The sequence below is a fragment of the Plasticicumulans lactativorans genome, assembly GCF_004341245.1.
Taxonomy (GTDB): domain Bacteria; phylum Pseudomonadota; class Gammaproteobacteria; order Competibacterales; family Competibacteraceae; genus Plasticicumulans_A; species Plasticicumulans_A lactativorans.
In genome coordinates this window covers 1-26,723 of the sequence record NZ_SLWY01000016.1, presented here as the reverse complement: position 1 = coordinate 26,723, position 26,723 = coordinate 1, and the positions used below count along the sequence as shown (strand labels likewise).

Annotated in this window: 25 protein-coding genes; 12 read left to right on the top strand and 13 right to left on the bottom strand. The window is 72.5% G+C overall.

All coding sequences use genetic code 11. From position 1 onward, the window contains the following. Nucleotides 1–19: 19 nt before the first annotated feature. The 3 genes from recG to EV699_RS14660 are packed head-to-tail and all read right to left on the bottom strand — an operon-like array spanning nt 20 to nt 4,222. A complete protein-coding gene (gene recG, locus EV699_RS14670; protein WP_132544278.1) occupies nt 20–2,107 on the bottom strand; it encodes an ATP-dependent DNA helicase RecG in 2,088 nt (695 codons plus the stop codon). 29 nt (nt 2,108–2,136) lie between these two features. Continuing rightward, complete coding sequence (locus EV699_RS14665; RefSeq protein WP_165904159.1) at nt 2,137–2,802, bottom strand: DUF2242 domain-containing protein; 666 nt, start codon at nt 2,800–2,802, stop codon at nt 2,137–2,139. A 37-nt stretch (nt 2,803–2,839) separates the two neighbouring features. Beyond that, the gene (locus EV699_RS14660; protein ID WP_132544085.1) at nt 2,840–4,222 is read right to left on the bottom strand and encodes a class II 3-deoxy-7-phosphoheptulonate synthase; all 1,383 of its coding nucleotides are present in this window, start codon (nt 4,220–4,222) and stop codon (nt 2,840–2,842) included. Nucleotides 4,223–4,413: 191 nt separating this feature from the next. Between EV699_RS14660 and dksA the strand changes: the two genes are divergently transcribed. The 7 genes from dksA to EV699_RS14625 all read left to right on the top strand — a co-directional run bounded on the left by dksA (nt 4,414) and on the right by EV699_RS14625 (nt 11,151). Continuing rightward, on the top strand, nt 4,414–4,836 hold the full coding sequence (gene dksA, locus EV699_RS14655) for an RNA polymerase-binding protein DksA (RefSeq protein ID WP_132544083.1): 423 nt from the start codon (nt 4,414–4,416) through the stop codon (nt 4,834–4,836). Further along, on the top strand, nt 4,833–5,087 hold the full coding sequence (locus EV699_RS14650; protein ID WP_132544081.1) for a hypothetical protein: 255 nt from the start codon (nt 4,833–4,835) through the stop codon (nt 5,085–5,087). Before dksA ends, EV699_RS14650 begins: the two co-directional genes overlap by 4 nt. 119 nt (nt 5,088–5,206) lie before the next feature. Beyond that, the gene (locus EV699_RS14645; protein ID WP_132544078.1) at nt 5,207–8,005 is read left to right on the top strand and encodes an EAL domain-containing protein; all 2,799 of its coding nucleotides are present in this window, start codon (nt 5,207–5,209) and stop codon (nt 8,003–8,005) included. A 561-nt stretch (nt 8,006–8,566) separates the two neighbouring features. Then, nucleotides 8,567–9,025, top strand: coding sequence for a DUF2127 domain-containing protein (locus EV699_RS14640; protein WP_132544076.1), 459 nt, complete (start codon nt 8,567–8,569; stop codon nt 9,023–9,025). 130 nt (nt 9,026–9,155) lie between these two features. Further along, complete coding sequence (locus tag EV699_RS14635; RefSeq protein ID WP_132544074.1) at nt 9,156–9,974, top strand: ABC transporter ATP-binding protein; 819 nt, start codon at nt 9,156–9,158, stop codon at nt 9,972–9,974. Between the two features lie 12 nt (nt 9,975–9,986). After that, nucleotides 9,987–10,757, top strand: coding sequence for an ABC transporter permease (locus EV699_RS14630; protein WP_132544072.1), 771 nt, complete (start codon nt 9,987–9,989; stop codon nt 10,755–10,757). 37 nt (nt 10,758–10,794) lie between these two features. Beyond that, nucleotides 10,795–11,151 carry a hypothetical protein gene (locus EV699_RS14625; protein WP_132544069.1) on the top strand — a complete coding sequence of 119 codons (357 nt, stop codon included), beginning with the start codon at nt 10,795–10,797 and terminating at the stop codon, nt 11,149–11,151. Between the two features lie 128 nt (nt 11,152–11,279). On the opposite strand, the gene EV699_RS14620 is transcribed toward EV699_RS14625, so the two are convergent. Further along, entirely contained in the window at nt 11,280–11,723 is a 444-nt protein-coding gene (locus EV699_RS14620; RefSeq protein WP_132544067.1) for a VOC family protein, read from the bottom strand. A 178-nt stretch (nt 11,724–11,901) separates the two neighbouring features. Between EV699_RS14620 and EV699_RS14615 the strand changes: the two genes are divergently transcribed. After that, nucleotides 11,902–12,222 (top strand): antibiotic biosynthesis monooxygenase family protein, encoded by a 321-nt coding sequence (locus EV699_RS14615; RefSeq protein ID WP_132544065.1) that lies wholly within the window; start codon nt 11,902–11,904, stop codon nt 12,220–12,222. A 29-nt stretch (nt 12,223–12,251) separates the two neighbouring features. Here EV699_RS14615 and EV699_RS14610 read toward each other — a convergent pair whose 3' ends face one another. The 8 genes from EV699_RS14610 to EV699_RS14575 form a co-directional block, all read right to left on the bottom strand. Continuing rightward, a complete protein-coding gene (locus EV699_RS14610) occupies nt 12,252–13,691 on the bottom strand; it encodes an N-acyl-D-amino-acid deacylase family protein (protein ID WP_132544063.1) in 1,440 nt (479 codons plus the stop codon). Then, a complete protein-coding gene (locus EV699_RS14605) occupies nt 13,681–14,568 on the bottom strand; it encodes a MurR/RpiR family transcriptional regulator (protein ID WP_132544061.1) in 888 nt (295 codons plus the stop codon). The genes EV699_RS14610 and EV699_RS14605 overlap by 11 nt, the downstream gene beginning before the upstream one ends. A gap of 58 nt (nt 14,569–14,626) precedes the next feature. Then, nucleotides 14,627–15,916, bottom strand: coding sequence for an amino acid deaminase (locus EV699_RS14600; RefSeq protein ID WP_132544059.1), 1,290 nt, complete (start codon nt 15,914–15,916; stop codon nt 14,627–14,629). Nucleotides 15,917–15,971: 55 nt separating this feature from the next. Beyond that, entirely contained in the window at nt 15,972–16,979 is a 1,008-nt protein-coding gene (locus EV699_RS14595) for an ABC transporter ATP-binding protein (protein ID WP_243662688.1), read from the bottom strand. After that, complete coding sequence (locus tag EV699_RS14590; RefSeq protein WP_132544057.1) at nt 16,979–18,037, bottom strand: ABC transporter ATP-binding protein; 1,059 nt, start codon at nt 18,035–18,037, stop codon at nt 16,979–16,981. The genes EV699_RS14595 and EV699_RS14590 overlap by 1 nt, the downstream gene beginning before the upstream one ends. Before the next feature lie 12 nt (nt 18,038–18,049). Beyond that, the gene (locus EV699_RS14585; RefSeq protein ID WP_132544055.1) at nt 18,050–18,922 is read right to left on the bottom strand and encodes an ABC transporter permease; all 873 of its coding nucleotides are present in this window, start codon (nt 18,920–18,922) and stop codon (nt 18,050–18,052) included. Between the two features lie 2 nt (nt 18,923–18,924). Next, the gene (locus tag EV699_RS14580) at nt 18,925–19,866 is read right to left on the bottom strand and encodes an ABC transporter permease (RefSeq protein ID WP_132544053.1); all 942 of its coding nucleotides are present in this window, start codon (nt 19,864–19,866) and stop codon (nt 18,925–18,927) included. Nucleotides 19,867–19,987: 121 nt separating this feature from the next. After that, nucleotides 19,988–21,535 carry an ABC transporter substrate-binding protein gene (locus EV699_RS14575; RefSeq protein WP_132544051.1) on the bottom strand — a complete coding sequence of 516 codons (1,548 nt, stop codon included), beginning with the start codon at nt 21,533–21,535 and terminating at the stop codon, nt 19,988–19,990. Nucleotides 21,536–21,776: 241 nt separating this feature from the next. Here EV699_RS14575 and EV699_RS14570 point away from each other — a divergent pair, with 241 nt between their 5' ends. The 3 genes from EV699_RS14570 to glsA all read left to right on the top strand — a co-directional run bounded on the left by EV699_RS14570 (nt 21,777) and on the right by glsA (nt 24,410). Continuing rightward, nucleotides 21,777–22,166, top strand: a complete 390-nt coding sequence (locus tag EV699_RS14570; protein WP_132544049.1) for a RidA family protein — start codon at nt 21,777–21,779, stop codon at nt 22,164–22,166. A gap of 34 nt (nt 22,167–22,200) precedes the next feature. Next, nucleotides 22,201–23,139 carry a sugar kinase gene (locus EV699_RS14565; RefSeq protein ID WP_424450040.1) on the top strand — a complete coding sequence of 313 codons (939 nt, stop codon included), beginning with the start codon at nt 22,201–22,203 and terminating at the stop codon, nt 23,137–23,139. A 254-nt stretch (nt 23,140–23,393) separates the two neighbouring features. Then, nucleotides 23,394–24,410, top strand: coding sequence for a glutaminase A (glsA, locus tag EV699_RS14560; RefSeq protein ID WP_132544274.1), 1,017 nt, complete (start codon nt 23,394–23,396; stop codon nt 24,408–24,410). A 33-nt stretch (nt 24,411–24,443) separates the two neighbouring features. Here the strand turns inward: glsA and pdxR are convergent, their stop codons facing one another. Next, nucleotides 24,444–25,949, bottom strand: coding sequence for a MocR-like pyridoxine biosynthesis transcription factor PdxR (pdxR, locus tag EV699_RS14555; RefSeq protein ID WP_132544045.1), 1,506 nt, complete (start codon nt 25,947–25,949; stop codon nt 24,444–24,446). A 571-nt stretch (nt 25,950–26,520) separates the two neighbouring features. Between pdxR and EV699_RS14550 the strand changes: the two genes are divergently transcribed. Continuing rightward, nucleotides 26,521–26,723: hypothetical protein (locus tag EV699_RS14550; RefSeq protein WP_132544043.1), on the top strand; the 203-nt coding region annotated here is incomplete at its 3' end.

Below are 26,723 nucleotides of genomic sequence, written 5' to 3'. Positions count from 1 at the left end.
GGCCCGCCCGCCGGCGCCTTCAGACGTCGCCGTAGCGCTGCCCGCGGCCGATCCAGCGGCGCACCACCGCGGCGGCGTGCTGCGGCCAGTCGGCGAGCAGTTCGTCGGCGCTGCGCTGGACCTCGTCGAGCAGGTCCTCGTCGCGCAGCAGGTCGGCGACGCGCAGGCCGAGCTCGCCGGTCTGGCGGGTGCCGAGCACCTCGCCGGGGCCGCGCAGTTCGAGGTCGCGGCGGGCGATCGCGAAGCCGTCGGTGGTCTCGCGCAGGATCGCCAGCCGCGCCCGCCCCTGCTCGCCGAGCGGCGGGTGGTAGAGCAGCACGCAGGCCGACTGCGCGCTGCCCCGCCCCACCCGCCCGCGCAGCTGGTGCAGCTGCGCGAGGCCGAGGCGCTCGGCGTTGTCGATCACCATCAGGCTCGCGTTGGGCACGTCGACGCCGACCTCGATCACCGTGGTCGCCACCAGCAGGTCGAGCGTGCCGGCCTTGAACGCGCGCATCACTGCCTCCTTGTCGGCCGGGCGCAGCCGCCCGTGCACCAGCCCGACGCGCAGTTCGGGCAGCGCCTGCACGAGGCTCGCCGCGGTATCGGTGGCCGCCTGCGCGGCGAGCGCCTCGGACTCGTCGATCAGCGTGCACACCCAGTACGCCTGGCGCCCCTGCAGGCAGGCCGCGCGCACCCGCTCGACCACCTCGCCGCGGCGCGTGTCGGCCACCACCACCGTCGTCACCGGGCTGCGCCCCGGCGGCAGCGCATCGATCACCGAGGTGTCGAGGTCGGCATAGGCGCTCATCGCCAGCGTGCGCGGGATCGGCGTCGCGGTCATCACCAGCTGGTGCGGGCAGCGCGCGCCGGCACGGCCCTTCTCGCGCAGCGCCAGACGCTGGTGCACGCCGAAGCGGTGCTGCTCGTCGATGATCGCGAGGCCGAGGTCGGCGAACGTCACCTCCGCCTGGAACAGCGCGTGGGTGCCGATCACCACCTGCGCGCGGCCGTCGGCGATGGCCGCGAGCGTCGCCGCGCGCGCGCGGCCCTTGAGGCGCCCGGCGAGCCACGCGAGCTCGATGCCGAGCGGCGCGAGCCAGGCGTCGAAGCTGCGGAAGTGCTGCTCGGCGAGCAGCTCGGTCGGCGCCATCACCGCGGCCTGGCAGCCGGCGGCGACCGCGCGCAGCGCCGCGAGCGCGGCGACCACGGTCTTGCCGGAGCCGACGTCGCCCTGCAGCAGGCGCAGCATCGGCCGCGGCGCGGCGAGGTCGGCGCCGATCTCGGCGAACACGCGCGCCTGCGCCGGGGTCAGCGCGAACGGCAGCGCGGCGAGGAAGCGCGCGCTCAGCTCCGCGGCCTCGGGCAGCGGCGGCGCCTGCTGCGCGCGGGTGCGGCGGCGCAGCGCGCGCAGGCTCAACTGGTGCGCGAGCAGTTCCTCGAAGGCGAGCCGACGCTGCGCCGGGTGGCGCCCGGCCTCGAGCATCGCCAGCGACACCTCGGGCGGCGGCCGGTGCAGCAGGTGCAGCGCCGGCGCGAGCGGCGGCAGCCCGAGGCGCGCGAGCAGCGGCGCGGGCAGCACCTCGGCCAGCCCCTCGGCGTCGAGCAGCGCCAGCGCCTGCGCGGTGAGCGCGCGCAGGCTCAACTGGTGCAGGCCCTCGGTGGTCGGGTAGATCGGCGTCAGGTGCTCCTCGACCGCGGCGGCGGCATCGACCCTGCGCCACTCCGGGTGCACGATCTCGAGCCCGGTCGGCCCGCCGCGCACCTCGCCGAACACGCGCAGGCGCTCGCCGCGCGCGAGCGCCGCCTGCTGCGCCGCGTTGAAGAAGAAGAAACGCAGCGTCAGGCTGCCGGTGCCGTCGCCGAGGCGCACCAGCAGCGCGCGGCGCTTGCGCACCACCACCTCGGCGAGCAGCACCTCGCCTTCGATCACCGCCTCGGTGTACGGCGTGAGCGAGCCGATCGGCACCACGCGGGTGCGGTCCTGGTAACGCAGCGGCAGGTGGAACAGCAGGTCGCCGACCGTGTGCAGGCCGAGGCGGGCGAGGCGCTCGGCCTGGCGCGGCCCGACGCTCTTCAGCGCGGTGAGCGGGCGCTCGGCAAGGGCTTCGGCACGGAGCGCGTCGATGGCCGCACCACCCGGTCCGGCCGCTGTGCTCAACCCGGCACGATGGTGCTGACCGGCCGATCCGCCGGCGCGGGCGTCGACGGCGTGAGCGGCACCGTCACCGGTACCGTGCCCGGCACCGCGGGCGCCGATGGCAGCGGCGTCGGCGGGGTGGCCGGCGTCACCAGCGGCGTGCGCGGCACCTGGTCGAGCTGGTGCTGCAGCAGCGCGAAGAAGCGGTCGTAGAACGACCCCGGCGGGATGGTCTCGGCGCCGACCTTGACCAGCGAATCGTCGCTGCCGGCGAGCGGCAGCGAGATCGAGCCCATCATGCCGACGCCGACGCTCGCCGCCGAGTTGGTCTTCTTGATCGTGTAGCGGTTCTGCTCGGCGTTGGCGAAGGCCACCGAGCCGTCGCGATCGGGCGCGCAGGTCACGCGGAAGTTGAGCTCGACGTGGAGCTCCTTCTCCGGCTGGAAGGTCTTCTTCGCCTCCACGGCATCGGCACGCGCCTCGCCGATCACGTAGCCCTGGCTCAGCAGCGTGCGCCGCGCCGCCTCGCAGGTGGCCTGCGGCGACGCGGCGAACTTGCGCGAGTAGTTGCTCCCCGCGGTGAACTGCTCCTGCTGGTACACCGGCTCCTTGCCGCCGCTGCTGCAGGCGCCGAGCACCACCATGCACAGCGCCGCGCCGCAGCCGCGCGAAAAGGTCGACACACTCACCATCTCGTCGCCATCCGTCCGGTCGCGGCCGTCAGTCGGGTTGTACCGCCTCGGCGGCGCGCGCGGCCCGTTCGGCCTTGAGCATCTCGGCCACCAGGAAGGCGAGTTCGAGCGACTGCGAGGCGTTCAGGCGCGGGTCGCAGTGGGTGGTGTAGCAGGCGGCGAGCGCGGCGTCGTCGAGCGCCTGGGCGCCGCCGGTGCACTCGGTGACGTCCTGCCCGGTCAGCTCGAAGTGCACGCCGCCGGCGTGGCTGCCCTCGGCGCGGTGCACCGCGAAGAAGCCGCGCACCTCGGCGAGGATGCGCTCGAACGGGCGCGTCTTGTAGCCGGTGCTGGAGGTGATGGTGTTGCCGTGCATCGGGTCGCACGACCACACCACCTTGCGCCCCTCGGCGCGCACGCGGCGCACCAGCGCCGGCAGCTTGTCCTCGACGGTGCCGGCGCCCATGCGCGTGATCAGCGTCAGGCGGCCGGGCTCGTTGCCGGGGTCGAGCGCGTCGATCAGGCGGATCAGCTCGTCGGGCTGCATGCCGGGGCCGATCTTGACGCCGATCGGGTTGCCGATGCCGCGGAAGAACTCGACGTGGGCGCCGTCGAGCTGGCGCGTGCGCTCGCCGATCCACACGAAGTGCGCCGAGCAGTCGTACCACAGCCCGGTGAGGTGGTCGCGGCGCGTCAGCGCCTGCTCGTAGCCGAGCAGCAGCGCCTCGTGCGAGGTGTAGAAGGCGGTCTCGCGCACCTGCGGCACGGTGTCGCTCGACAGCCCGCAGGCCTCCATGAAGGCCAGCGCCTGCGCGATGTGGTCGGCGAGCTCGCGGTAGCGCTCTCCCTGCGGGCTGGCGTCGAGGAAGTCGGCGGTCCAGCGGTGCACCTGGTGCAGGTCGGCGTAGCCGCCCTGGGCGAAGGCGCGCAGCAGGTTCAGCGTCGCCGCCGCCTGGAAGTAGGCCTGGACCTGCCGCTGCGGGTCGGGCGTGCGCGCCTCCAGCGTGAATTCGAGGCTGTTGACGTTGTCGCCGCGGTAGCTCGGCAGCGTCACGCCGCCGCGGGTCTCGGTGGGGGCGCTGCGCGGCTTGGCGAACTGCCCGGCCATGCGCCCGATCTTCACCACCGGGCAACCGGCGCCGTAGGTGAGCACCACCGCCATCTGCATCAGCACGCGGAAGGTGTCGCGGATGTTGAAGGCGTGGAACTCGGCGAAGCTCTCGGCGCAGTCGCCGCCCTGCAGGATGAAGGCGCGGCCCTCGGCGACCTCGGCGAGCGCCTTGCGCAGCGTGCGCGCCTCGCCCGCGAACACCAGCGGCGGATACTTCGCGAGCTGGCCCTCGGCCGCCGCCAGGGCGTCCGCATCGGGGTAGACGGGCATCTGCTGCACCGGGAAACGGCGCCAGCCGTTCGGACTCCAGGACTCGGACATACGCTCTCCACGCACCGCCGCGGTGCGCCGGACGCGCGCGCCGGACACGCGCGCCGGAAGGGGTGGATCGGGCCGGCGCCCCACGGGCACCGGAGCCGGCTAGACTCGCGCATCCTTGAAAAAGCTGCAACCGCAGGCATATTGCGCTCCCACGCGGGCGCCCGCGCCCGTGCCACCGCCTGGAGTCACGCATGAGCACCGACCTTCCGCCCGGCTACCGCCCCAGCGCCGACGAGCCCTACATGAACCCGCGCCAGCTCGCCTACTTCCGCGAGAAGCTGCTCGCCTGGCGCCAGGAACTGCTGGAGGAAGCCCAGGCCACGCTCGACGCGATGCGCGAAGCGCCGAGCGACGTCGCCGACGAGGCCGACCGCGCCACTCGCGAGAGCGACACCAGCCTGGAGCTGCGCACCCGCGACCGCTACCGCAAGCTGCAGTCGAAGATCGACGCCGCGCTCAAGCGCATCGGCGACGGCTCCTACGGCTACTGCGAGGAGACCGGCGACGAGATCGGCCTGGCCCGGCTCGAAGCGCGCCCGATCGCCACGCTGACGGTGGAGGCACAGGAGCGCCACGAACGCCTCAGCGCGCAGGTCGCGGACCGCCGCGATTGAACGACGCCGACTGGCTGACGCTGCGCGAACTCGACCAGCGTCACGGCCGGCCCAAGGGCAGCGCCTTCCGCGCCTTCAAGGCGGCACTGCCCGGCCTGCGCGAGGGCGTCGACTTCGTCGTGCTCGCCGCCGCGGACGACGCCGGGCGCATCGAGCCGCTGCGCCGCGCCGGGCGCCTCTACCCGGCGAGCCGCAACGTCGTGCTGCTCGCCCCGGCCGCCGCCGCGCGGCTCGACCTCGCGCCGCCGTGAACGTCACCAACGTTTGCCGGGGGCCCGCGCGCATCGGCTAAGCTGCCGCAGCTCAAGGCGCCGCGGTCCGCGCGGCCCGGTATCGCTACCCACGGAACCGGGCAGCCGGGAGAACCGTGGTGAACGCGCACGTCTTACGTACCCCCGAAGGGCATTACACCCTCGCGGCGCTCGACGCCTTCGCGTGGATGCTGACGCCGGTGTGGCTGCTCGACCCCGATGCCCCCGGCATCGTCTGGGCCAACCCCGCCGCCCTCGAACTCTGGGGCGCCCCCCACCTCGACGCACTGCGCGCGCGCGACGTCTCCGCGCCCGACGCGGCCACGCGCCTGCGCCTCGACCGCGCGATGGCGGAGATCCGCGCCGGGCGCAGCTGCGCCGAGCCGTGGACCTTCTACCGCGACGGCCAGCCGCTCCACGTCGTCGCCAACCTGACCGGCGTGGTGCTCGTCGACGGCCGCCTCGGCGTGCTGCACGAGGCCCGCCCGGTCGCCGGCGAGGCCGCGCAGCCGCTCACGCTGCGCAGCGTCGAGGCGCTGCGCCACACCCCGGTGGTGATCGCGATGTTCGACGCCGACGGCCACCTGCTGATGCAGAACGCCGCCGCGCAGCAGGCCTTCGGCGTCGTCCCCGAACACGTGCCCGGGCAGCTCGCCGCGCGCTGCGCGCGCCCGCACGACGCCGCCCGGCTGCTCGCGAGCGTCGCCGACGGCGAGCACTTCTGCGCCGAACTGCCGCTGCACACGCTCGACGGCCCGCGCTGGCACCGGGTCAAGGCCGACGCCGCCGTCGATCCGGTGAGCGGCGCCCGCGCGGTGCTGGTGAGCGCGCAGGACACCCACGAGCTGCACCTCGCGCGCGGCGAACTCGCCGCCAGCGAGGCGCGCCTGCGCGCGCTGCTCGAAGGCGTCGCCGCGGTGATCTGGGAGCTCGAACTGCCCTCGCACCGCATCGGCTACGTCTCGCCGCAGATCGAGCAGGCCACCGGCTTCCCCGCCGCCGCCTGGCAGGACAACGCCTTCTGGATCTCGCGCGTGCACCCCGACGACCGCGCGCGCGTCGTCGCCGCCACCCACGCCCGCCTCGCCCCCAGCGATTCCACCGACGGCGCGCTCGAATACCGCGTCGTGCGCGCCGACGGCGACGTGGTGTGGTGGAAGGATCACTACCGCGTGCTGCGCGACGCCGACGGCCGGCCCACGCGCGTGCTCGGCTTCACCGTCGACATCAGCGAGCGCGTCGCCGCCGAGGAGAGGCTGCGGGTCGCGCAGGTGGTGTTCGACCACGCCGCCGAAGGCATCATGGCCACCGACGCCGACAACCGCATCCGCTACGTCAACCCCGCCTTCGAGGCCATCACCGGCTACCGCGCCGACGAGGTGCTCGGCCGCCCGCCCAGCCTGCTGCGCTCCGGCACCCACGACGCCGCCTTCTACGCCGGCATGTGGTCGGCGCTGCACCGCGACGGCAGCTGGAGCGGCGAGCTGTGGAACCGGCGCAAGAACGGCGAGCGCTACGCCCAGCACATGACCGTCAGCGTGGTGCCCGGCCACGTCGACAGCCGCATGCGCTACCTCGCGCTGATCGCCGACGTCACCGAGCGCAAGCAGCAGGCCGAGGCGCTGCGCTACCAGGCGCTGCACGACGCCCTCACCGGCCTGCCCAACCGCAAGCTGTTCCACGACCGCCTGGTGCAGAACGTCCGCGCCGCGCGCCGCGACGGCCGCCGCTTCGCGCTGATCGGGCTCGATCTCGACGGCTTCAAGCGCGTCAACGACACCCTCGGCCACGAGGCCGGCGACCACCTGCTGATCGAGGTCGCCGCCCGCCTCGCCGCCTGCGTGCGCACCACCGACACCGTCTGCCGCATGGGCGGCGACGAGTTCAACGTGCTGCTGCGCGAGATCGAGACCAGCCGCGACGCCGAATCGGTCGCCGCCAAGCTGGTCGCGAGCCTCGCCGCGCCGTTCGAGCTCGACGGCCACCGCGTGCGCATCGGTGCGAGCCTCGGCATCGCCCAGTTCCCCGACGACGGCGACGACGAGGAAGCCCTGCTGCGCCACGCCGACACCGCGCTGTACCGCGTCAAGCAGGAAGGCCGCGGCGGCTACGCCTTCTACACCGCGGCGATGGGGCGCGAGGCGCGCCTGCGCGCCACGCTCGAAGCCGAACTGCGCGAGGCGCTGCGCGACGACGCGCTGCAGCTCGCGCTGCAGCCGGTCATCGACCTCGACGACGGCAGCCTGCGCGGCGCCGAGGCGCTCGCCCGCTGGACCCGCGCCAACGGCCGCGCGGTGTCGCCGGGGCGCTTCGTCGCCATCGCCGAAACCAGCGGCCTGATCCAGCCGCTCACCGAAGCCGTGCTGTCGCGCGCGCTCGCGCTGCTCGAACGCTGGCGCGCGCACCTGCCGGCCGACTTCCGCCTGAGCGTCAACCTGTCGCCGGTGCTGTTCGAGCACGGCGAGGCCGCGCGCCTGCCGGCGCGGCTGCTCGCCGGCCGCGAGGCGCTCGCCCGCCACCTGAGCTTCGAGATCCCCGAACGCGCCCTGCTCACCGCCGACGACCGCGTGCAGGCGCAGCTCGAAGCGCTGCACGCGAGCGGCGCGTGGATCGCCATCGACGGCGTCGGCACCGGCCCCGCCCCCCTCGCCGGACTGCGCCGCGCCCCGGTCGACGAACTCAAGATCGACCGCGCGGTGATCGACGAGGCCGCCGCCGACGCCGTCGGCCGCCGCCTGCTCGACGCCCTGCTCGCCCTCGGCGGCGCGCTCGGCCTCACGGTGATCGCGCAGGGCGTCGAAACCCTCGCCCAGGCCGACCTGCTGCGCGCCCGCGGCTGCCGCTACGGCCAGGGCTTCGGCCTGGCACGCCCGCAGAGCGCCGAGAGCCTGTTCAGCCGGCTGACCGAAGAGGCGTGACGGGCGCACGTTCCTGGAAGCCTTCTCCCCAGTGAGGCGACCAGGCCCCTGCACGGCACACCCAAGGCCCTTCTCCCCCTTGGAGAAGGGTGGGGATGAGGGTTCTTTTCATGACCTCGACCACGTACACCGGGAAAACGTCCCCGCCCCGCCCACCGCAGGAGAGGCGCCACATCGCGGCAGCGTCTCGCGCTCCCGTCGGAACCGGCGGCAAAAACAGGGCGGTCGCCCGGGTTCGCGAGCGACCGCCCAAATCGGATCATCGGCCCTTGCACCGCGGATGCGTCCAGGCACTGCCCGCAACGCAATACGCCGGTTCGTTCTACTGATTGCCCCCCTCCTCCGACGGGGCATCTCCCCAGGCCATGCGGTGGCATGCGGCGACACCGCATTCAGGTCCCGCCGCGTTGCCGTGGCGGCGTCGACGGTCGCCCATGCGCTGATCGCGGGGTTCGCGCTACGCTGGAGCCATGCCGATCGCACCCCGCCACCGCCCCCGCGGGCGCCCGCACGTCGGGGCGCCGTGCGGCGCATCGCCCGCGCGCCTCGAAGCCTCGCAGCATGGCTAGCGACAAGGCCGTCCGCGCCGTCGCCTATCTGGAGGCGACCAAGGGCGTCGTCGTGCTGGCGGCGGCGACCGGCCTGCTGTCGCTGATCCACAAGGACGTGTACGCGTTCGCCGCGATGCTGATCGAACACGCCCATCTCAACCCGGCGTCGAAGTACCCGCAGATCTTTCTCGATGCCGCCGCCAACCTGCAGGACTCGCGGCTGCTGATGCTCGCGGCGGGCGCGGCGCTGTATTCGCTGCTGCGCTTCGTCGAAGCCTACGGGCTGTACCGCGAGCGCGCCTGGGCCGAGGTGCTGGCGGCGCTGAGCGGTGCCGTCTACGTGCCGTTCGAGCTGGTCGGCCTGGTGCACGAAGCGAGCTGGCACGGCTTCGCGCTGCTGGTACTGAACCTCGCGGTCGTCGCGCTGATGATCAGGGCCATGCTCCGCCGCCGTGCCACCGCGCCGTGATGGCGGACCGGACATCCCCCTGCACGAAACGCGGAGCAGCCGGCATCCGCAGCGCCGAAGTCCGCGGCCGGCGGCAGGCGTATCGTATGCCGCGACCACGTCGGCTCGTCCGCGCCACTCCGGTGCCCCCATGAACCTCACCTCCGTACCCGACGGCTTCGCGATCCGCACGCACGGGCTGACGCGCCGCTTCGGCCCGCTGACCGCCGTCGACCACGTCGAGCTGCAGGTCCCGCGCGGGGCGATCTTCGGGCTGCTCGGCGCCAACGGCGCGGGCAAGAGCACGCTGATGAAGATGCTGACGACGCTGCTGCGGCCGACCTCGGGCAGCGCCGAGGTGGACGGCTGCGACATCGTCCAGGCGCCGGCGCAGGTGCGCCGGCGCATCGGCTACGTGCCGCAACTGCTGTCGGCCGACGGCACCCTCACCGGCTACGAGAACCTGCGCCTGTCGGCGCAGCTCTACGCGCTGCCGCGTGCGCAGCGCGGCGCGCGCATCGCCGAGGCGCTGGCGTTCATGGGGCTCACCGATGCGGCGCACAAGCTGGTGCGGACCTACTCGGGCGGCATGGTGCGCCGGCTCGAACTCGCGCAGGCGATGCTGCACCGCCCGCGCGTGCTGTTCCTCGACGAGCCGACGATCGGCCTGGACCCGATGGCGCGGCACTCGGTGTGGGACCGCCTGCACGACCTCAGGCGCGACTACGGCATGACGGTACTGATCACCACGCACGACATGGAGGAAGCCGAGACGCTCTGCGAGGCGCTCGCGATCCTGCACGCCGGGCGCATCGCCGTCGTCGGCACGCCCGGCGACCTGCAGCGCGACATCGGCCCGGCGGCGACGATGGACGACGTGTTCGCGCGCCATGCCGGCGGCGGGATCGCCGACGGCGGGGATTTCGCCGGCGCGGTGCGCACCCGCAAGACCGCCAACCGCCTCGGCTGAGGGAGGGCTGCGATGCTGCGCTTCATCCGCGAAAGCGCCGCCGTGGCGCAGATCGAGCTGATCAAGCTCACCCGCGACCCCACCGAGATCGTCTCGCGGGCGGTCCAGCCGGTGCTGTGGCTGGTGGTGTTCGGCCAGGTGCTGGCGCACGTGCACGGCATCTACACCGGCGAGATCGGCTACCTCGCCTTCATCACGCCGGGCATCCTCGCGCAGAGCGTGCTGTTCAGCGCGATCTTCTACGGCATCGCGGTGATCTGGGAGCGCGACCTCGGCGTCGTGCACAAGCTGCTGGTGAGCCCGGCGCTGCGCAGTTCGCTGGTGTTCGGCAAGGCGGTCGCGGCCGGCTTCCGCGGGCTGGTGCAGGCGCTGGTGATCTACCTGATCGCCTTCGCGCTGCACATCGCGATCCGCCTCGATCCGCAGGCGATGCTCGGCGTGCTGGGCGGCGTGCTGCTGGGCTCGGCGATCTTCTCGACCTTCTCGCTGATCGTCGCCTGCATCGTGAAGACGCGCGAGCGCTTCATGGGCATCGGGCAGTTGCTGACGATGCCGATGTTCTTCGCCAGCAACGCGATCTACCCGCTCGACCTGATGCCCGAGTGGCTGCGCACGATCGCGCGGCTGAACCCCCTCACCTACCTGGTCGACGCGCTGCGCGGGCTGATGATCCCCGGCGGCGAGAGCGTGCACGGCTACGCGGTCGATTTCGCGGTGCTGGCCGCGGTATTTTGCGCGCTGCTGGCGCTCGCCGTGAGGCTGTACCCGACCCTGGCGGAGTGAGAGACGGCGCACGGCACGGGCATCCGGAGGGCGGGGCATGGACCAGGGGGCATTGTTCGTCGGCTGGGGGGCGATCATCGCCGGGCGCGAGAAGGCCGCCGCCGGCGTGCTCGATGCGGCGCTGCGCTACCTGCAGCAACTGCAGGACGACGGCAGCGTCGACAGCGTCGACGTCGTGCTGCTCGAACCCCACGGCGGCGACCTGGAAGGCTTCGTGCTCGTCAGGGGCGGGCGCGACACGCTGGCACGGCTGCGCGTCGATGAGGCCTTCGTCCGCGTCATCGTCGGCGTGCAGCTCGTCCACCAGAAGGTCGGCGTGGTCGGCGCCTACACCGGCGCCGGGCTGCAGACGCTGCTCAGGCTCTGGGACGAGCAGGAAGCCCGCCTGCTCTAGCGCGCCCGTCCGTCCGGCCATCGCTCCCGGCCCCGCAGCGGAACGCACCGATGCCGGAACCCGCAGCGGCGCACCCGTGCCGGCCGGCCCGCTGCTTCAGGCTGCGGTAACCGCGCGCCGGTGCGCCCTCACCTGGCGAAGAGCCGCGTGATGTCGGCGAAGGCCTTGATCTCCAGCGCGTTGCCCGACGGATCGAGGAAGAACATCGTCGCCTGCTCGCCGGGCTGCCCCTTGAAGCGGGTGTACGGCTCGATCACGAACGCGATGCCCCGGGCCTTCAGCCGCTCGGCGAGCGCCTCCCATTCGGGCATCGGCAGCACGATGCCGAAGTGGCGCACCGGCACGCCGTGACCGTCGACGGCGTTGCGCTGCGCGGGGCCGGTTTCGCCCGGTGCCAGGTGCGCGACGATCTGGTGGCCGTAGAAGTTGAAATCGACCCAGTCCTCGGAACTGCGGCCCTCGGGGCAGCCGAGGAGTTCGCCGTAGAACGCGCGCGCCGCGGCGAGGTCGTGCACCGGAAAGGCGAGGTGGAACGGCGACAGCAGCGCGGGGTTGGTGGCGGGGCTCAGCATGCGGGCATTCCTCGGGGTTCGCCGATCGTCAGGCGGCCAGCATATCGATTTCCATCGCATGATCCGCGCCGGCCGCAGCGCCACGGGCCCCCGTGCAGGCGCCGGCGGCATCAGCCATGCTCGACGTGACGCGCATCACGGTAGGCCGGCCCGCCGGCCCGAGGGGAGGCAGCAGACGATGATCACCCGCATCTGGCACGGCTGGACCACGCCCGACTACGCCGCGGCGTACGAACAACTGCTGCGCACCGAGATCTTCCCGGGCATCGCGGCGCGGCGGGTGCCGGGCTACCGCGGCCTCTCGCTGCTGCGGCGCGATCACGAGGACGAGGTCGAGTTCGTGACGATCATGTGGTTCGACTCGCTCGCCGCGGTGCGCGCGTTCGCCGGCGAGGACTACACGGTCGCCGTGGTGCCGGCGCAGGCGCGTGCGCTGCTGACGCGCTTCGACGCGCACTCGGCGCACTACGAGACCCTCGTCGCGCCGCCGTCGGCCTGACGCCGCGGGCGGCGGCGCGACGCGCGCGCTCAGGCCTCGCCGCGGCGCAGGAAGCGCCCGGCGCGCTCGCCGGTCGGGCCGCCGTCGCGCCAGCTCACCCGGCCGGCGACCATCACCAGCTCGATGCCCTGCGCCGGCGTCGCCGGGGCGACGAAGTCGGCGCGGTCGAGCACGCGGGCGGAGTCGAACACCACCACGTCGGCGTGGTAGCCGGGGCGCAGCAGGCCGCGGCCGGGGATGCCGAACTGCGCGGCGGACAGCCCGGTCATCTTGCGCACCGCCTGCTCCAGCGGGAACAGGCCGAGATCGCGGCTGTAGTGCCCGAGCACGCGCGGGAAGGTGCCCCACAGGCGCGGGTGCGGGTGGCTGTCGTGCGGCAGGCCATCGGAGCCGATCATCGTCTCGGGGTGCGCGAGCACGCGGCGCACGTCGTCCTCGTGCATCTGGAAGTAGCAGGCGCCGCCCGGCTGCAGGCGCGTGCAGGCCTCGACCTGGCTGACGCCCCAGGCGGCGGCGACGTCGGCGAGCCAGCGCCCGGCCATCTCCGGGTGGGTGTCCGACCAGGTGACGAGGATGTCGATGACGCCGTCGACCAGGTCCTCGCGCAGCACCGTCGAGCCGGCCACGTAGGGGTAGGCGTCGAGGCCGAGCGGCTGCTGCGCGCGCATGCGGTCGATGTAGGCGAGCGTCTCGACGGTGCGGCCCCAGTTGGCCGGCCCGGCGCACTTGTGGTGCGACAGGATCACGCGCACGCCGGCGAGGCGCGCGGTGGTGCAGGCCTCGTCGAGCGCCTCGAGGATGCCGTCGAGTTCGGTGCGGATGTGCGTGGTGTAGACGCCGCCGGCCGCGGCGACGACCCTGGCGAGCTCCACCAGCTCGGGGATGTCGGCGGCAGCGCCGGTCGGGTAGAACACCCCGCTCGACAGGCCGAAGGCGCCGGCCGCCATCGCCTCGCGCACCCCCTCGACCATGCGCGTGATCTCCTCGGGGCGGGCGGCGCGGTAGGGGTCGTCCATCGCCGCGACGCGCAGCGTCGAGTGCCCGACCAGCGCGGCGACGTTGACCGCCGGGCGGGCGGCGTCGAGCGCGCGGGCGTAGTCGCGCATGGTCGCGAACGTGTACTTGTCGCCGCCGCCGAGCAGGTTGAGCGGCGGCGGGGCGTCGGCGTGCAGCAGCGGCGCGAGGCTGATGCCGCAGTTGCCGGTGACCACGGTGGTCACGCCCTGGCTCAGCTTGGGCAGCGCCGCCGGCTGGTCGAGCAGGTAGCGGTCGTCGTGGGTGTGCACGTCGATGAAGCCGGGGCTGACGATGCGCCCGGCGACGTCGATCACCTCGGCGCCGTCGGCCGGCAGGTCGGTGCCGATCGCGTCGATGCGCCCGTTGCGCACGCGCAGGTCGGCGCGCACGCGTGCGCTGCCGCTGCCGTCGATGAGGTCACCGCCGCGCAGCAGCCAGTGTTCAGTCTTCATGGGGGTTGTCCTGGTTGGGGCGATCGACCGAGCGCGTGCGCAGCACGTCCCGGAAGCGCTTGAACTGGGCGATGACCAGCGGGCCGCGGCGCTGGCCGACGCCGACGGTGAGGATCTCGAGCAGCGCGAGGTGCGCGATCACCGCCTCGGTGCCGACGCGCAGCGTGGTGTCGTCGGGCGCGGTCAGCGTCAGCGGGTAATCGGCGAGCGCGGCGAGCGGGGTGCCGGGCTGCGTCAGCGCGACCACCGTGGCGCCCTGCTCGCGCGCCACGCGCACCGCCTCGAGCAGCGTCGGCATGCGCCCGACGTGCGAGGCGACGAACACCGCGTCGTGCGCCCCGAGCGTGGTCGCCGCCATCAGCTGCATGTGCGCGTCGAGGTAGACGTGCGCGTTCAGGCCGAGGCGGAAGAAGCGCGACTGCGCATCGGTGGCGAGGTAGTTCGAGGTGGTGCCGACGCCGTAGCAGTCGACGCGCCGCGCCTGGGCGAGGCGCCCGAGCGCGCCTTCGAGCACGCCGAGGTCGATCTGGCGTTCGAGGTCGGTCAGCGCCGCGGCGGCGCCGAACAGGATCTTGCGCAGCGTCTCGCCGCTGCTGTCGTCGATGCCGACGGCGCGGTGCAGGTAGGGCGTGCCGAGCGCGAGCTCGCGCGCCAGTTCGAGCTTGAACTCGCGCAGCCCCGAGTAGCCGAGCGCACGGCAGGTGCGCACGATGGTCGGCGCGCTGACCTCGGCGCGCGCGGCGATCTCCTCGACGTTGGCGCGCAGCGCCCAGTCGGGCTCGTCGAGCAGCAGCTGCGCGACGCGCTGCTGCGCCGGCGCGAGCGTTTCGAGGCGGGCGCGGATACGGGCGCCCATGTCGGGCGTCAGGGTGTCCATGGGCTTTCGTGGGCTCCCGGGTGAGCGCGGCGGGCCGGCGCGCCGGCCCCGCGTGGCGTCAGAAGAAGGTGCGGATGCCGCCACGCACCGTGTACTCGTCGTCGACCAGGTACAGCAGCTGCCAACGGTCGAAGGTGGTGCACGGGTGCGAGATGCCGCAGCCGACCAGGTCGCCGACCGCGAGCGTGCAGCCCTCGGGCAGGCGCAGGTAGGCGTGCTGGTCGTTCAGCGCGCTGATGTGCGCCCCGGCCGGCAGCGGCTGCGGCGCCTCGGTCGCGCCCGGCCGGTACCAGTGCTGCGGGATCGGCAGCTCCTGGTCGTAGGAGGCGTCGCGCCGGCCCAGCGTGAGGATCGCGAGCCCCGGCTCGGGGCAGGACTGCACCTGCGCCCACACCTCCAGCGCCGGCAGCAGCCCCGGCCGCGGCAGCGTCGGCTCGCGGGTCTGCACCGCCCGCAGCATGCGCGCATAGAGGCCGGAGTCGTGGGTGAGGTAGCAGCCGCTGCGCAGCAGCGTGCGCGACGGGCGGCCGAGGCGGGTCGGCAGTTCGCGCGCCACCAGGTCGAACAGCGCCGAGCCGCCGGCCGAGAGGATCACCTCGTCGGTGTCGAACAGGTTCTCGCTGGCGCAGGCGATCGCCAGCTCGCGCACCTGCGCCAGCAGCGGCGCGGCGCGCACGGCGTCGGCCGCGGCGTCGCCGGTGGCGAAGCCGCCCTCGTAGCACTCGATGCCGGACAGGCGCAGGTGCGGCGAGGCGGCGATCGCGCGCGCCAGCGCGAGTGCCGCACCGGGCTCGCGGCAGCCGGTGCGGCCGCCGTCGTAGCCGACCTCGAGCAGCGCGAACAGCGGGCGCAGCGCGCCGGCCTGCGCGGCGAGCGCCTCGAGCTGCGCGCGCTGGGCCTCGGAGTCGATCAGCACGTGCAGTTCGAGCTCGGGGTGCGCGGCGAGCAGCGCGCACACCGTGGCCACCTCGGCCCGCCCGAGCAGCTGGTTGGCGAGGATGATGCGGCGCACGCCGAAGCGCACCGCGATGCCGATCTGGTGCACGGTGGCGAAGGTCATGCCCCAGGCGCCGGCTTCGAGCTGCTGCGCGAAGAGCTGCGGCGCCATCGTGGTCTTGCCGTGCGGGGCCAGGCCGACCCCGGTCAGCGTGCAGAAGTCGCGCATCCAGGCGTGGTTGTGCGCGAGCGCCTCGCGCTTCAGCACCGCGACCGGCAACGGCAGGTCGCCGGCGAGCAGGTTCCAGCCGCTGGTGCCGAGCGTGCCGAGCCGGCGCGGCAGCGCGGCGCCGGGGTAGCCCTTGGTGCGGGCATCGAGCACTTCGTTTTCGATCTCGCTCAGGTCGAGCATGGTCAGGTCTCCTGGCACGCCGGGCAGTACCCGGCGGCATGGTGAAGGGGCGCGCTCAGGGCGCGGCCAGCGGTACGTCGTCGCGCAGGCAGGCCTTGAAGTGGCCGGGTGCGACCTCCTTCAGGCGCGGCACCGTGCTCGCGCAGGCGTCCTGCACGTAGGGGCAGCGGGTGCGGAACACGCAGCCCGAGGGCGGGTTGACCGGGCTCGGCACCTCGCCCTGCAGCGGCTTGCGCGCCTTGACCTGGTCGGGGTCGGGGCGCGGCGAGGCGGCGAGCAGGGCCTCGGTGTACGGGTGGCGCGGGTTGCGGTAGAGCGCCTCGGCCGGCGCGATCTCCATCACGCGGCCGAGGTAGAGCACCACCACGCGGTCGCAGAGGTATTCCACCACGTCGAGGTCGTGCGAGATGAACAGCATCGTCAGTCCGAGGCGCTCGCGCAGCTCCTGCAGCAGGTTGAGCACCTGCGCCTGGATCGACACGTCGAGCGCGGCGACCGGCTCGTCGGCGACGATGAAGCGCGGCTCGACCGCCAGCGCGCGGGCGATGCCGATGCGCTGGCGCTGGCCGCCGGAGAACTCGTGCGGGTAGCGGTCGGCGTAGTCGACGGGCAGGCCGACCAGGCTGAGCAGCTCGGCGATGCGCGCCGCGCGCGCCTCGCCGCGGTGCAGCCCGTGGGTGTCGAGCGCCTCGCCGATGATGTCGCGGATGCGCAGGCGCGGGTTGAGGCTCGCGTAGGGGTCCTGGAACACGATCTGCAGCTCGCGGCGCAGCGGCCGCAGCGCGCGCGGCGGCAGGCGGGCCAGGTCCTGCCCGCCGTAGTGCACCTCGCCGCGGGTCGGGTCGAGCAGGCGCAGCACGCAGCGGCCGATGGTGCTCTTGCCCGAGCCGGACTCGCCGACCAGGCCCAGCACCTCGCCGGGGCGGATGTCGAAGCTGACGTCCTCGACCGCGCGCACCGGCCGCTCGCCGGTGCCGAAATGCTTGTGCAGGCCGCGCACGCGGATCAGCGCCTCGGCGGTTTCTTCTCGGGACATCGGGATGTTCTCGGCGACGGCATTCATCACAGGGCACTCCAGCGCAGGCAGCGGCTCTGGTGGTCGGGGGCGACGGCGGCGAGCGCGGGCACCGCGCTCTCGCAGCGCGGCTCGGCGAACGCGCAGCGCGGGGCGAAGGCGCAGCCCGGCGGCTGGCGGCCCGGCGCGGCGACCTGGCCGGGGATCGCCTTCAGGCGCACCGGCTGGCCGCGTTCGTCGCGGTGGGCGTTGGCCGGCAGGCACTCCATCAGCCCGCGCGTGTACGGGTGCTTGGGCGCCTTGAACACCTCGCGCACCGTGCCGGTCTCGACGATGCGCCCGGCGTACATCACCGCCACGCGCTGCGCGGTCTCGGCGACCACGCCGAGGTTGTGGGTGATGAACAGGATGCCCATGCCGAGCTCGTGCTGCAGCTTGCGCATCAGCACCAGGATCTGCGCCTGGATGGTCACGTCGAGCGCGGTGGTCGGCTCGTCGGCGATCAGCAGGCGCGGCTCGCAGGACAGCGCGAGCGCGATCATCACGCGCTGGCGCATGCCGCCCGACATCTGGTGCGGGTACTCGCGCAGGCGCTGCCTGGCGGCCGGGATCTCGACCAGTTCGAGCATCCTGAGCGCGTGCGCGAGTGCCGCCTGGCGGTCGAGCCCGAGGTGCAGGCGCACGGCGTCGGCGATCTGCTCGCCGACCGGCAGCACCGGGTTCAGGCTGGTCATCGGCTCCTGGAAGATCATCGCCAGCTCGCGCCCGCGCAGGCGCCGCAGCGTGGCGTCATCGGCCCGGGCGAGGTCGACGCTGGCGCCGTCGCGGGTGCGGAACAGCGCCGAACCCGCGGCGATGCGCCCGGCCGGGCGCGCCAGCAGCCCCATGATCGACAGGCTGGTCACCGACTTGCCGGAGCCCGACTCGCCGACCAGGGCGAGCGTCTCGCCGGGGGCGACGCTGAAGTCGACCCCGAGCAGCGGCGTGACCACGCCGCCGTCGGTGCGGAACTCGGTGCGCAGCCCGCGCACGTCGAGCAGGGCGGTGGCGGCCTCGGCCTGCGGCGCGGGCCGCGCCACCGTCTTCTGGAGAGTGGAAACGGTCATGATGTCAGCTCCTCACAGCGATTTGCGCAGGCGCGGATCGAGCATGTCGCGCAGGCCGTCGCCGACCATCTGCAGCGACAGGGCGGCGATCACGATCGCGAGGCCGGGGTACAGCACCACCCAGAAGGCCTGGTCGGCGAACTGCTGGCCGGCGGCGACCATCGTCCCCCAGGTCGGGATCTCCGGCGGCACGCCGACGCCGAGGAACGACAGGCCCGCCTCGGCGAGGATCGCGTAGGCGAAGATGAAGGTCGCCTGCACCAGGATCGGACTCAGGGTGTTGAGCAGGATGTGGCGGAACAGGATGCGCGCGGTCGACACGCCGAGCGCCCGCGCGGCCTCGACGAACAGCAGCTCGCGCACCACCAGCGTCGACGCCCGCACGATGCGGGCGATGCGCGGCGTGTAGACGATCGCCAGCGCCAGCACCACGTTGAACAGCGAGGCGCCGAGCATCGCCATCAGCGCGATCGCGAGCAGGATGTCGGGGAAGGCCATCATCGCGTCGACCACGCGCATGATCGGCGTGTCGAGGCGGCGGAAGTAGCCCGCACACAGCCCGAGCAGCGTGCCGGCGACGGTCGCGATCAGCACCGTCAGCGCGCCGATGGTGAGCGAGTAGCGCGCGCCGACGACGACGCGGGTGAAGATGTCGCGGCCGAACTCGTCGGTGCCGAACCAGTGCAGCGCCGACGGGCCCCTGAGGCGTTCGAGCACCTTCAGCGCCGAGGGGTCGTAGGGCGAGGCGAACGGCGCGAACAGCGCGAGCAGCACCAGCACGACCAGCGCCACGGCGCCCGCCAGCACCACCTTGCGGCGGAACAGCTTGCGCAGGGCCAGGCCCAGGCCGGGGGACGAAACGGAAGCGGAAGCGGCAGCGGCCATGGTCAGAACCTCACGCGCGGATCGGCCACGCGGTAGAGCAGGTCGATCAGCAGGTTGATCAGCACGTAGACGGCGGCGATCGCGAGCAGCGCGCCCTGGATCACCGGGTAGTCGCGGCGCAGCACCGCCGACACCACCAGGTTGCCGACGCCGGGCAGGCCGAACACGGTCTCGGTGACCACCGCGCCGCCGATCAGCAGCGCCGCGGTCAGGCCGATCACGGTGATGATCGGGATCAGCGCGTTGCGCAGCGCGTGGCGCAGCACCACGACGCGCTCGGCATGGCCCATCGCCCGCGCGGTGCGCACGTAGTCCTCGCCGAGCACGTCGAGCATGCTGGCGCGGGTGAAGCGGATGATCAGCGCCGAGTTGAGGATGCCGAGCACGCAGGCCGGCAGCACCAGGTGCCACAGGCGCTCGGCCAGCGGCACGTCCGGGTCGCCGTAGCCGGCCACCGGGAACCAGCCGAGCTTGACCGAGAAGAACTGGATCAGGATCAGGCCGAACCAGAAGCTCGGGATGCTCGCGCCGAGCATCGCCACGCCGGTGAAGGCCTGGTCGAGCGCCCGCCCGCGCCACACCGCCGACACCACCCCGCAGGGGATGCCGATCAGGCTCGCGATGGCCACCGAGAAGAGCGTCAGGAAGAAGGTCGGCTCGGCGCGCTCGGCGAGCGCCGCGGTGACCGGCTGCTGCAGGAAGATCGACTGGCCGAGGTTGCCCTGCAGCACTTCGCCGAGCCAGTACACGAACTGCAGCGGCAGCGGCTGGTCGAGGCCGTACTGCGCGCGCAGCCGGGCGACGTCCTCGGCGGTGGCCTGGTCGCCGAGCATCAGCGCGGCCGGGTCGCCGGGCGCGAGGCGCGTCAGCAGGAACACCAGCACCGCGACGATCAGCATCACGGCGAGCATCCCGGCGAAGCGGGACATCAGATATCGGAACATGGTGTGCCTCCGGTGGCAGGCGGGCTCGGGCGCGCGGCGCGGGCAGCGGTGCAGGGGAGCGGCCTGGCGGCCGCGCCCCGCCGCGTGCCCGGCGCCGTGCGCCGTGCCCGCGTGTGGTGGATCACTTCTGCTTCAGGCCGACGTTCCAGAAGTACGGCCAGGGGCGCGGGTCGTAGCCTTCGAGCCGCGGCGACACCGCGGTCAGGGCGTTGAAGTTGCCGACGCGGATGTACGGCACCTCGGCGTAGACGGTCTCCTGCACCTTCGCCCACAGCGCGCCGCGCCTGGCCGGGTCGGTCTCGCCGTTGAAGGCGGTGAGCGCGGCGTCCTTGGCCGGGGTCTTCCACCAGCCGGGGGCGTCGTCACCGAGTTGCGGCGGCGACAGCATCGGTTCGGGCAGGAAGGCCGAGTGGGTGACGTAGACGTCCCACAGCGCCGGGTCGTTGCGCCGCTGCACCAGCGTCGCCCAGTCGACCAGTTGCAGGTCGACCTTGAAGCCGGCGGCCTTCAGGTTCTCGGCGAGCACCAGCGCGATGCGGTAATGGAACTCGTACTGCTGGCTGGCGAGGATGCGCAGCGGCGCGCCGTCGTACTTCGCCGCGGCGGCCTCGGTCCTGGCCTTGGCCGCATCGGCGACGCCGTAGCGCGCGGTGCCGGCATCGCTGTGGAAGGCCGAGCCCGCCGGGAAGTGCGCCCCCGTGGCCTCGAAGAACTGCGGGTCGCCGAAGCCGGCGAGCAGCATCTCGGTGGGGTTGACCGCGGTCTGCACCGCCTGGCGCAGCGCGGCGTTGGCGAGCACGCCCTGCCTGGTGTTCAGCACCAGGTAGGGGAAACCGAACGGCTTGGTCAGCAGCGGCTTGATCTTCGGCTGGTTGTCGAGGCGCTTCTTGCTCTCCACCGGCAGCAGGTCGGCGAACTGGTACTGCCCCGACAGCGAGCCTTCGACGCGGGTGTTGGCGTTCGGCACCGGCACGAAGCGCAGCTCGTCGAGCAGCGCCTCGCGCTTGCCGGCGTAGCCGCTGGCGGCATCGGTGCGCGGGGTGTATTCGTCGAAGCGCGTCATCAGCACGTACTGGTCGGGCTTGCGCTCCTTCAGCCGGTACGGCCCGGTGCCGACGAACTCGGTGAGCGGGTTGGCGATCGTCTCCTTCGGCATGATCGCGGCGAAGCCGGTCGGCAGCGCGAACTGCGCGACGAGCGGCGCGTAGGGGCGGTTCAGCGTGACCACCACCGTCGCCGGGTCGCGTGCCTCGATGCTCTTCACTTCCTTGGCGGTGGCCTTGCCGCGCGGCGCCAGATCGGCCCAGCGCTTCAGCGACGCGACCACGTCGTCGGCGTTCATCTCGCGGCCGTTGTGGAACTTGACGCCCTTGCGCAGCGGGATGGTGTAGACGAGCCCGTCGGCGGACACCTCGGGCAGGCGCTCGGCCAGCATCGGCGCCAGGTTCCACTGCGCGTCGAAGGTGTACAGCGGCTCGTAGACGTGCTGCATCAGCGTGCCGACCAGGTCGGCGGCCGAGGCCATCGGGTCGAGCGTCGGCGGTTCGCCGACCATCGCCAGGTTGGCGGCACCACCGCGCTCGGCGGCGAAACCCGGGGCGAACAGCAGGCTGCCGACGGCAGCGGCGAGCACGGTGCGACGGAGCGCGGTGAGTACGGGGTGCTTCATGGATCGACCTCCTCGGTGGCGATGTAATGTAATTAAATTTCACTCACCATATCGACCAAGCCGACCCGCGTCAACCTCCCCTGCGCGATCATTTTTTTTGCTGCTTTTGCACAAATGGGCAGGCTTGGCCGCACGCATCGGGCAGGGCTTGCCAAACGCCGCGAAAGAAATAAAATTACATTCATCGACGCGAACAAGGCCTCGCGTCGCCCTAGCCACCACCACCCTGGAAGCCCCTCCGATGAGCATCGAATTCCTCGGCAACACCCGCACCGGCGCCGGCGGCCAGCCGCTGCCCTTCTCTCCGGCCGTGCGCGTCGGCGATCTGGTCTTCGTCTCCGGCCAGGTCGCGATGGGCGACAACGGCGAGATCGTCCCCGGCAGCATCGAGGCGCAGACGCGGCGCACGCTGCACAACGTCGCGCAGGCGCTGGCGCTCGCCGGCTGCACGCTGGCCGACGTCTGCAAGGTCACCGTGTGGCTCGACGACCCGCGCGACTTCTGGACCTTCAACCGCGTCTACGCCGAGTTCTTCCCCGGCGACAAGCCGGCGCGCTCGACCACGCAGGCGCGGCTGATGGTCGACGCCAAGATCGAGATCGAAGCGATCGCCTGCCGGCCGCAGGCCTGAGCCCCCGGGCGCAGCCCAACCCTTTGGAGGACGCGTGCCCATGCACACGATCTGGAGCATCGGCGAGGCGATGGTCGAGCTGCGGCACGCCGCGCCGGGCAGCCTCGCGCAGACCTTCGGCGGCGACACCCTGAACACCGCCGTCTACCTGGCGCGCCTGCTGCCGCAGGCGCAGGTGCGCTACGTCAGCGCCGTCGGCACCGACCCGCTCAGCGCCGAACTGCTCGCCTTCATCGCCACGCAGGGTGTCGACACCGCGCTGATCGCGCGCGACCCGGAGCGCCTGCCCGGCCTGTACCTGATCGAGACCGACGCCGCCGGCGAGCGCCGCTTCCATTACTGGCGCAGTGCCGCCGCCGCCCGGCACATGCTCGGCGCAGCGCAGGGCGCGACGCTCGATGCCGCGGCCTGCGAGCTCGTGTACTTTTCGGGGGTGAGCCTGGCGATCCTCGACGACGCGCGGCGCGAGCGCCTGCTCGGCCTCGCCGCGCGCAAGCGCGCCGCGGGCGCGCGCGTCGCCTTCGACAGCAACTACCGGCCGCGGCTGTGGGAGGACGTCGCCAGCGCGCGCCGCTGGAACGCCGCGGCGCTCGCGCTGACCGACATCGCGCTGCTGACCTTCGACGACGAGGCCGCGCTGCACGGCGACACCGACCCCGCCACCGTGCTGGCGCGCGCGCGCGCCGCCGGCGTGGGCACGGTGGTGGTCAAGCACGGTGCCGCCGGCTGCCTGCTCGCCGCCGACGCCGGCGCGCCGCCGGTGACGGTCCCGACCGAGGCGGTCACCCCGGTCGACACCACCGCCGCCGGCGACAGCTTCAACGCCGGCTTCCTCACCGGCATCGCGCGCGGCCTGCCGCCCGCCGCCGCCGCCGCGCTCGGCCACCGCGTCGCCGGGCGGGTGATCCGCCACCCCGGCGCCATCGTCCCCGTCGCCGCCACCGCCGACCTGGTCGACGCCGCCGGCGCCTGAGCGGCGCCCCGCTCCCCGCCGGCGTTCGCGTCGGCGCCCATCTTCCCCGCACCGGTCGTCGGCGACGGCCGGTGCGGTCCCGCCGCCGCCGCGGATTGGTTCCCCCGAAGTCTCGACGATTGTCTCTCACGGCCGCCCGCGCGCCTTCCGTAGGCTGCGCGGCGCTGCAGAGGCCCCGCGCTGCACGCCGACGCCCTGCGTCGCCAAGCCCGAGCGGGGGCGCCATCCCTTCGAGAGAGATCCTTGTCATGCGAATGAAGCACGCCGTGATCGCGACCGCGCTGACGCTCGGCCTCGCCGCCGCCGTCCAGGTCAGCGCCGCGCCGCCGGAACCGCAGGCGGTCGAAACCGCGGTGAACGCGGCCTACGAGAAGTACAGGACGCTGCACGAGGGCAAGAACGCCGACTACATCCCGGCGCTGGCGCAGGTCGACCCCGAGCTCTACGGCATCGCGCTGGTAACGGTGGACGGCAAGGTCTACACCGCGGGCGACATCCGCTCGGAGGTGTCGATCCAGTCGATCTCCAAGGTCTTCACAATGGCCAAGGTGATCGAGGAGTCGGGGCCGCAGGCGATCTTCAACAACCCCGGCGTCGACGCCACCGGCCAGGTGTTCAACTCGATCGTCGCGATCGAGCAGTACAAGGGCGCCGAGATGAACGCGATGGTCAACCCGGGCGCGATCACCGCCACCAGCATGGTCGGCGGCACGAACTACGACGAGATCTGGGGCAGGATCCTCGATTACTACGGCGAGTTCGCCGGCCGCAAGCTGGCGGTGCTCGAAGACGTCTACCAGTCCGAAGCCGCCACCAACCAGCGCAACCAGGCCATCGGTCGCCTGATGTACGCCTACGGCCGCATCAAGGACAACCCGGACCGCGCCACCGACATCTACACCCGCCAGTGCGCGGTCGGCGTCAATGCCCGGGACCTCGCGACGATGGCCGCCACGCTCGCCAACGGCGGCCGCAACCCGCTGACCGGCAGGCAGGTGCTGAAGCCGGACTACGTGCCCGAGGTGCTCGCGGTGATGGCCACCGCCGGCCTCTACGACGACTCCGGCAAGTGGCTGTACCTGACCGGCCTGCCGGCCAAGAGCGGGGTGGGGGGCGGCATCCTCGCGGTGTCGCCGGGCAAGTTCGGCATCGCGGTGATCTCGCCGCCGCTCGACGCCGCCGGCAACAGCGTGCGTGCGCAGAAGGCGATCGCCGACATCTCGAACGCCCTCGACGGCAACCCCTACGCCGTCAAGCCGCAGCAGCCGTGAGCCGCCGCGGCGCCCGCCCGGGGCGCCGCCCGGTCACAGGCACTCGCGGATCACCGTCGCCAGGCGCGCGAACTCGCGGGGGATCTCGTCGCGCGCCACGCAGCCGTAGCCGAGCACCAGGCCGCGCCGCGCCTGGCGCTTGTCGCAGTAATACAGCGACAGGGGGCGGGCGACGATGCCGTGCGCGAGCGCGCGCGCACTCAGCGCCTGGTCGTCGACGTCCCCCGGCAGGCCCAGCACCAGGTGCAGGCCCGCGGCGCTGCCGATCACCGGCAGCGCATCGCCGAAGTGCTCGTGGATGGCCTCGATCAGGGTGACGCGGCGCTCACTGTAGATCGTGCGCATGCGCCGGATGTGCGAGGCGAAATGACCTTCGCGGATGAACTCGGCCAGTACCGCCTGCGGCGCCAGATGGCCCTCGCGATACAGTTCCATCAGCCCCAGCGCGAAACCGTCGACCAGGTTTTCCGGCACCACCATATAAGCCAGGCGCAGGCCGGGGAACATGATCTTGGAAAGCGTACCGAGGTAGATCACGCGGCCGCCGTCGTCCAGGCCCTGCAACGAAGGCAGGGGCCGGCAGCCGTAACGGAATTCGCTGTCGTAATCGTCCTCGATGATCCAGGCGTTGGTCGATTTCGCGTATTCCAGCAATTCGCGGCGCCGCGCCAGACTCATCACCGACCCCAGCGGGAATTGATGCGAGGGCGACACGAAGATGAATCGCGGCACCCGCCGCAACGGCAGTTCGCCCGGATTCATGCCCTGCTCGTCCACCGGCACCGCGGTGATGTCGAGCCCGGCGATCTGCAGCAGGCTGCGCGCGCCCCAGTAACCCGGTTCCTCCAGCCAGACGCCGTCGCCGAAATCGGCCAGCAGGTGCGTCAGCAGGTGCAGCGAATGGTGGGTGCCGGTGGTGATCAGCACCTGGCGCGGATCGCAGCGCACGCCACGGGCGGTGCGCAGGTAATCGACGAGCACCTCGCGCAGCGGCGCGTACCCCCCGCCGCTGGCGTAGGACATCATCTCCGGGGACAGGCGACGCCACAGGCGGCTTTCGATGCGGCTCCAGACCCGCGCGGGGAATTGCGTGACATCGGGAACGCCGGGGACGAAGCCCCCCCACTGCCGCTTGCCCGCACCGGCGTTCTCCAGCAGCACCTTGCCGCGGCACGACAGCGAGCCCCCGTCGTTGCCGCGGCGCGCCGGCGCCGTGATGAGGTCGAACCCGGCGATCCGGTCCGGCGCGGTATCGGCGACGAAGGTGCCGCGGCCGACGCCGGTGTGCACGTAGCCTTCGATCCCCAGTTGCTCGTAGACCTGGATCACCGTGTTGCGCGCGATGCCGAGATCGCAGGCCAGGAGCCGCGTCGGCGGCAGTTGCGTGCCCGCGGGGAGCTCCCCGCTCAGGATCGCCTGCTGCAGGATGCGGTAGAGCTGCCGATGGTTGGCTTCCGCAGTGTCGGGGTCGAACTTCTGCTGCAGCAGGTCCGAAAGCACCGCGGCCCGACGGCAGGCAAGGGGCGCTCCGGTCGACATGGGCTTACTCACTCGGCGGCCTCGCCGGGCCGATTGGTTCCACGCAAAAGTCCCGCATTGGCTCTCATACCGAGGCCACGCTAACACATAAATTAACCTTCACACCAACCTCGTCGACGTCGGCCGCCCGCGTGCCGATGCCCTCGACGTTTGGTTCTTCATCCGTGTGCAGCTTCTCCATGGCGACAGGTGCAGGGCAGGGTCCGTTGAATATGTGCAGCACTTTCCAGCACCCCATCGCACTAAAAATGGGCTGCACCGGCTCCACCCTGGAGCATTCGCTTCGGCCATATCGGGATTCCGCCGTTATGCCGCAAAAGACATCATCGCCGTTTCCGGCCAGTCATTTCGTGACTCGCCATTGAAAATGGCATGGCAAATGCTTAAAGACCGCGCCGGCAATGATCAAGACGCGGTCGACACGGTAACCGCCCGGACGGCACCTTGCCGCGCCGGGCAATGGCCGCACCGATCGATTCGATAGCCTTACAAACCATGCCGCGCGGAATGCCGCGCCGGCATTGAAACCGCATGGCGGTCGGACATAAACCGCCGAATATCCGGAGCAGACATGGCCAAACGCGCAGTGGCAAAGAAAGGCGTTTCGTTGAACCGCTATCGCAGCGTCTGGGAGATGCGCTCGGACGGCTGGATCCACCTCACCGACGATCTCGGGCGCCTGCTCGAACTCGCCCCCGACAGCGACGAGTACACCCAGCGCCACGCCCGCGTGCGCGAGACGCTGGCCACCCTCACCCCCATCGAGAGCTACTG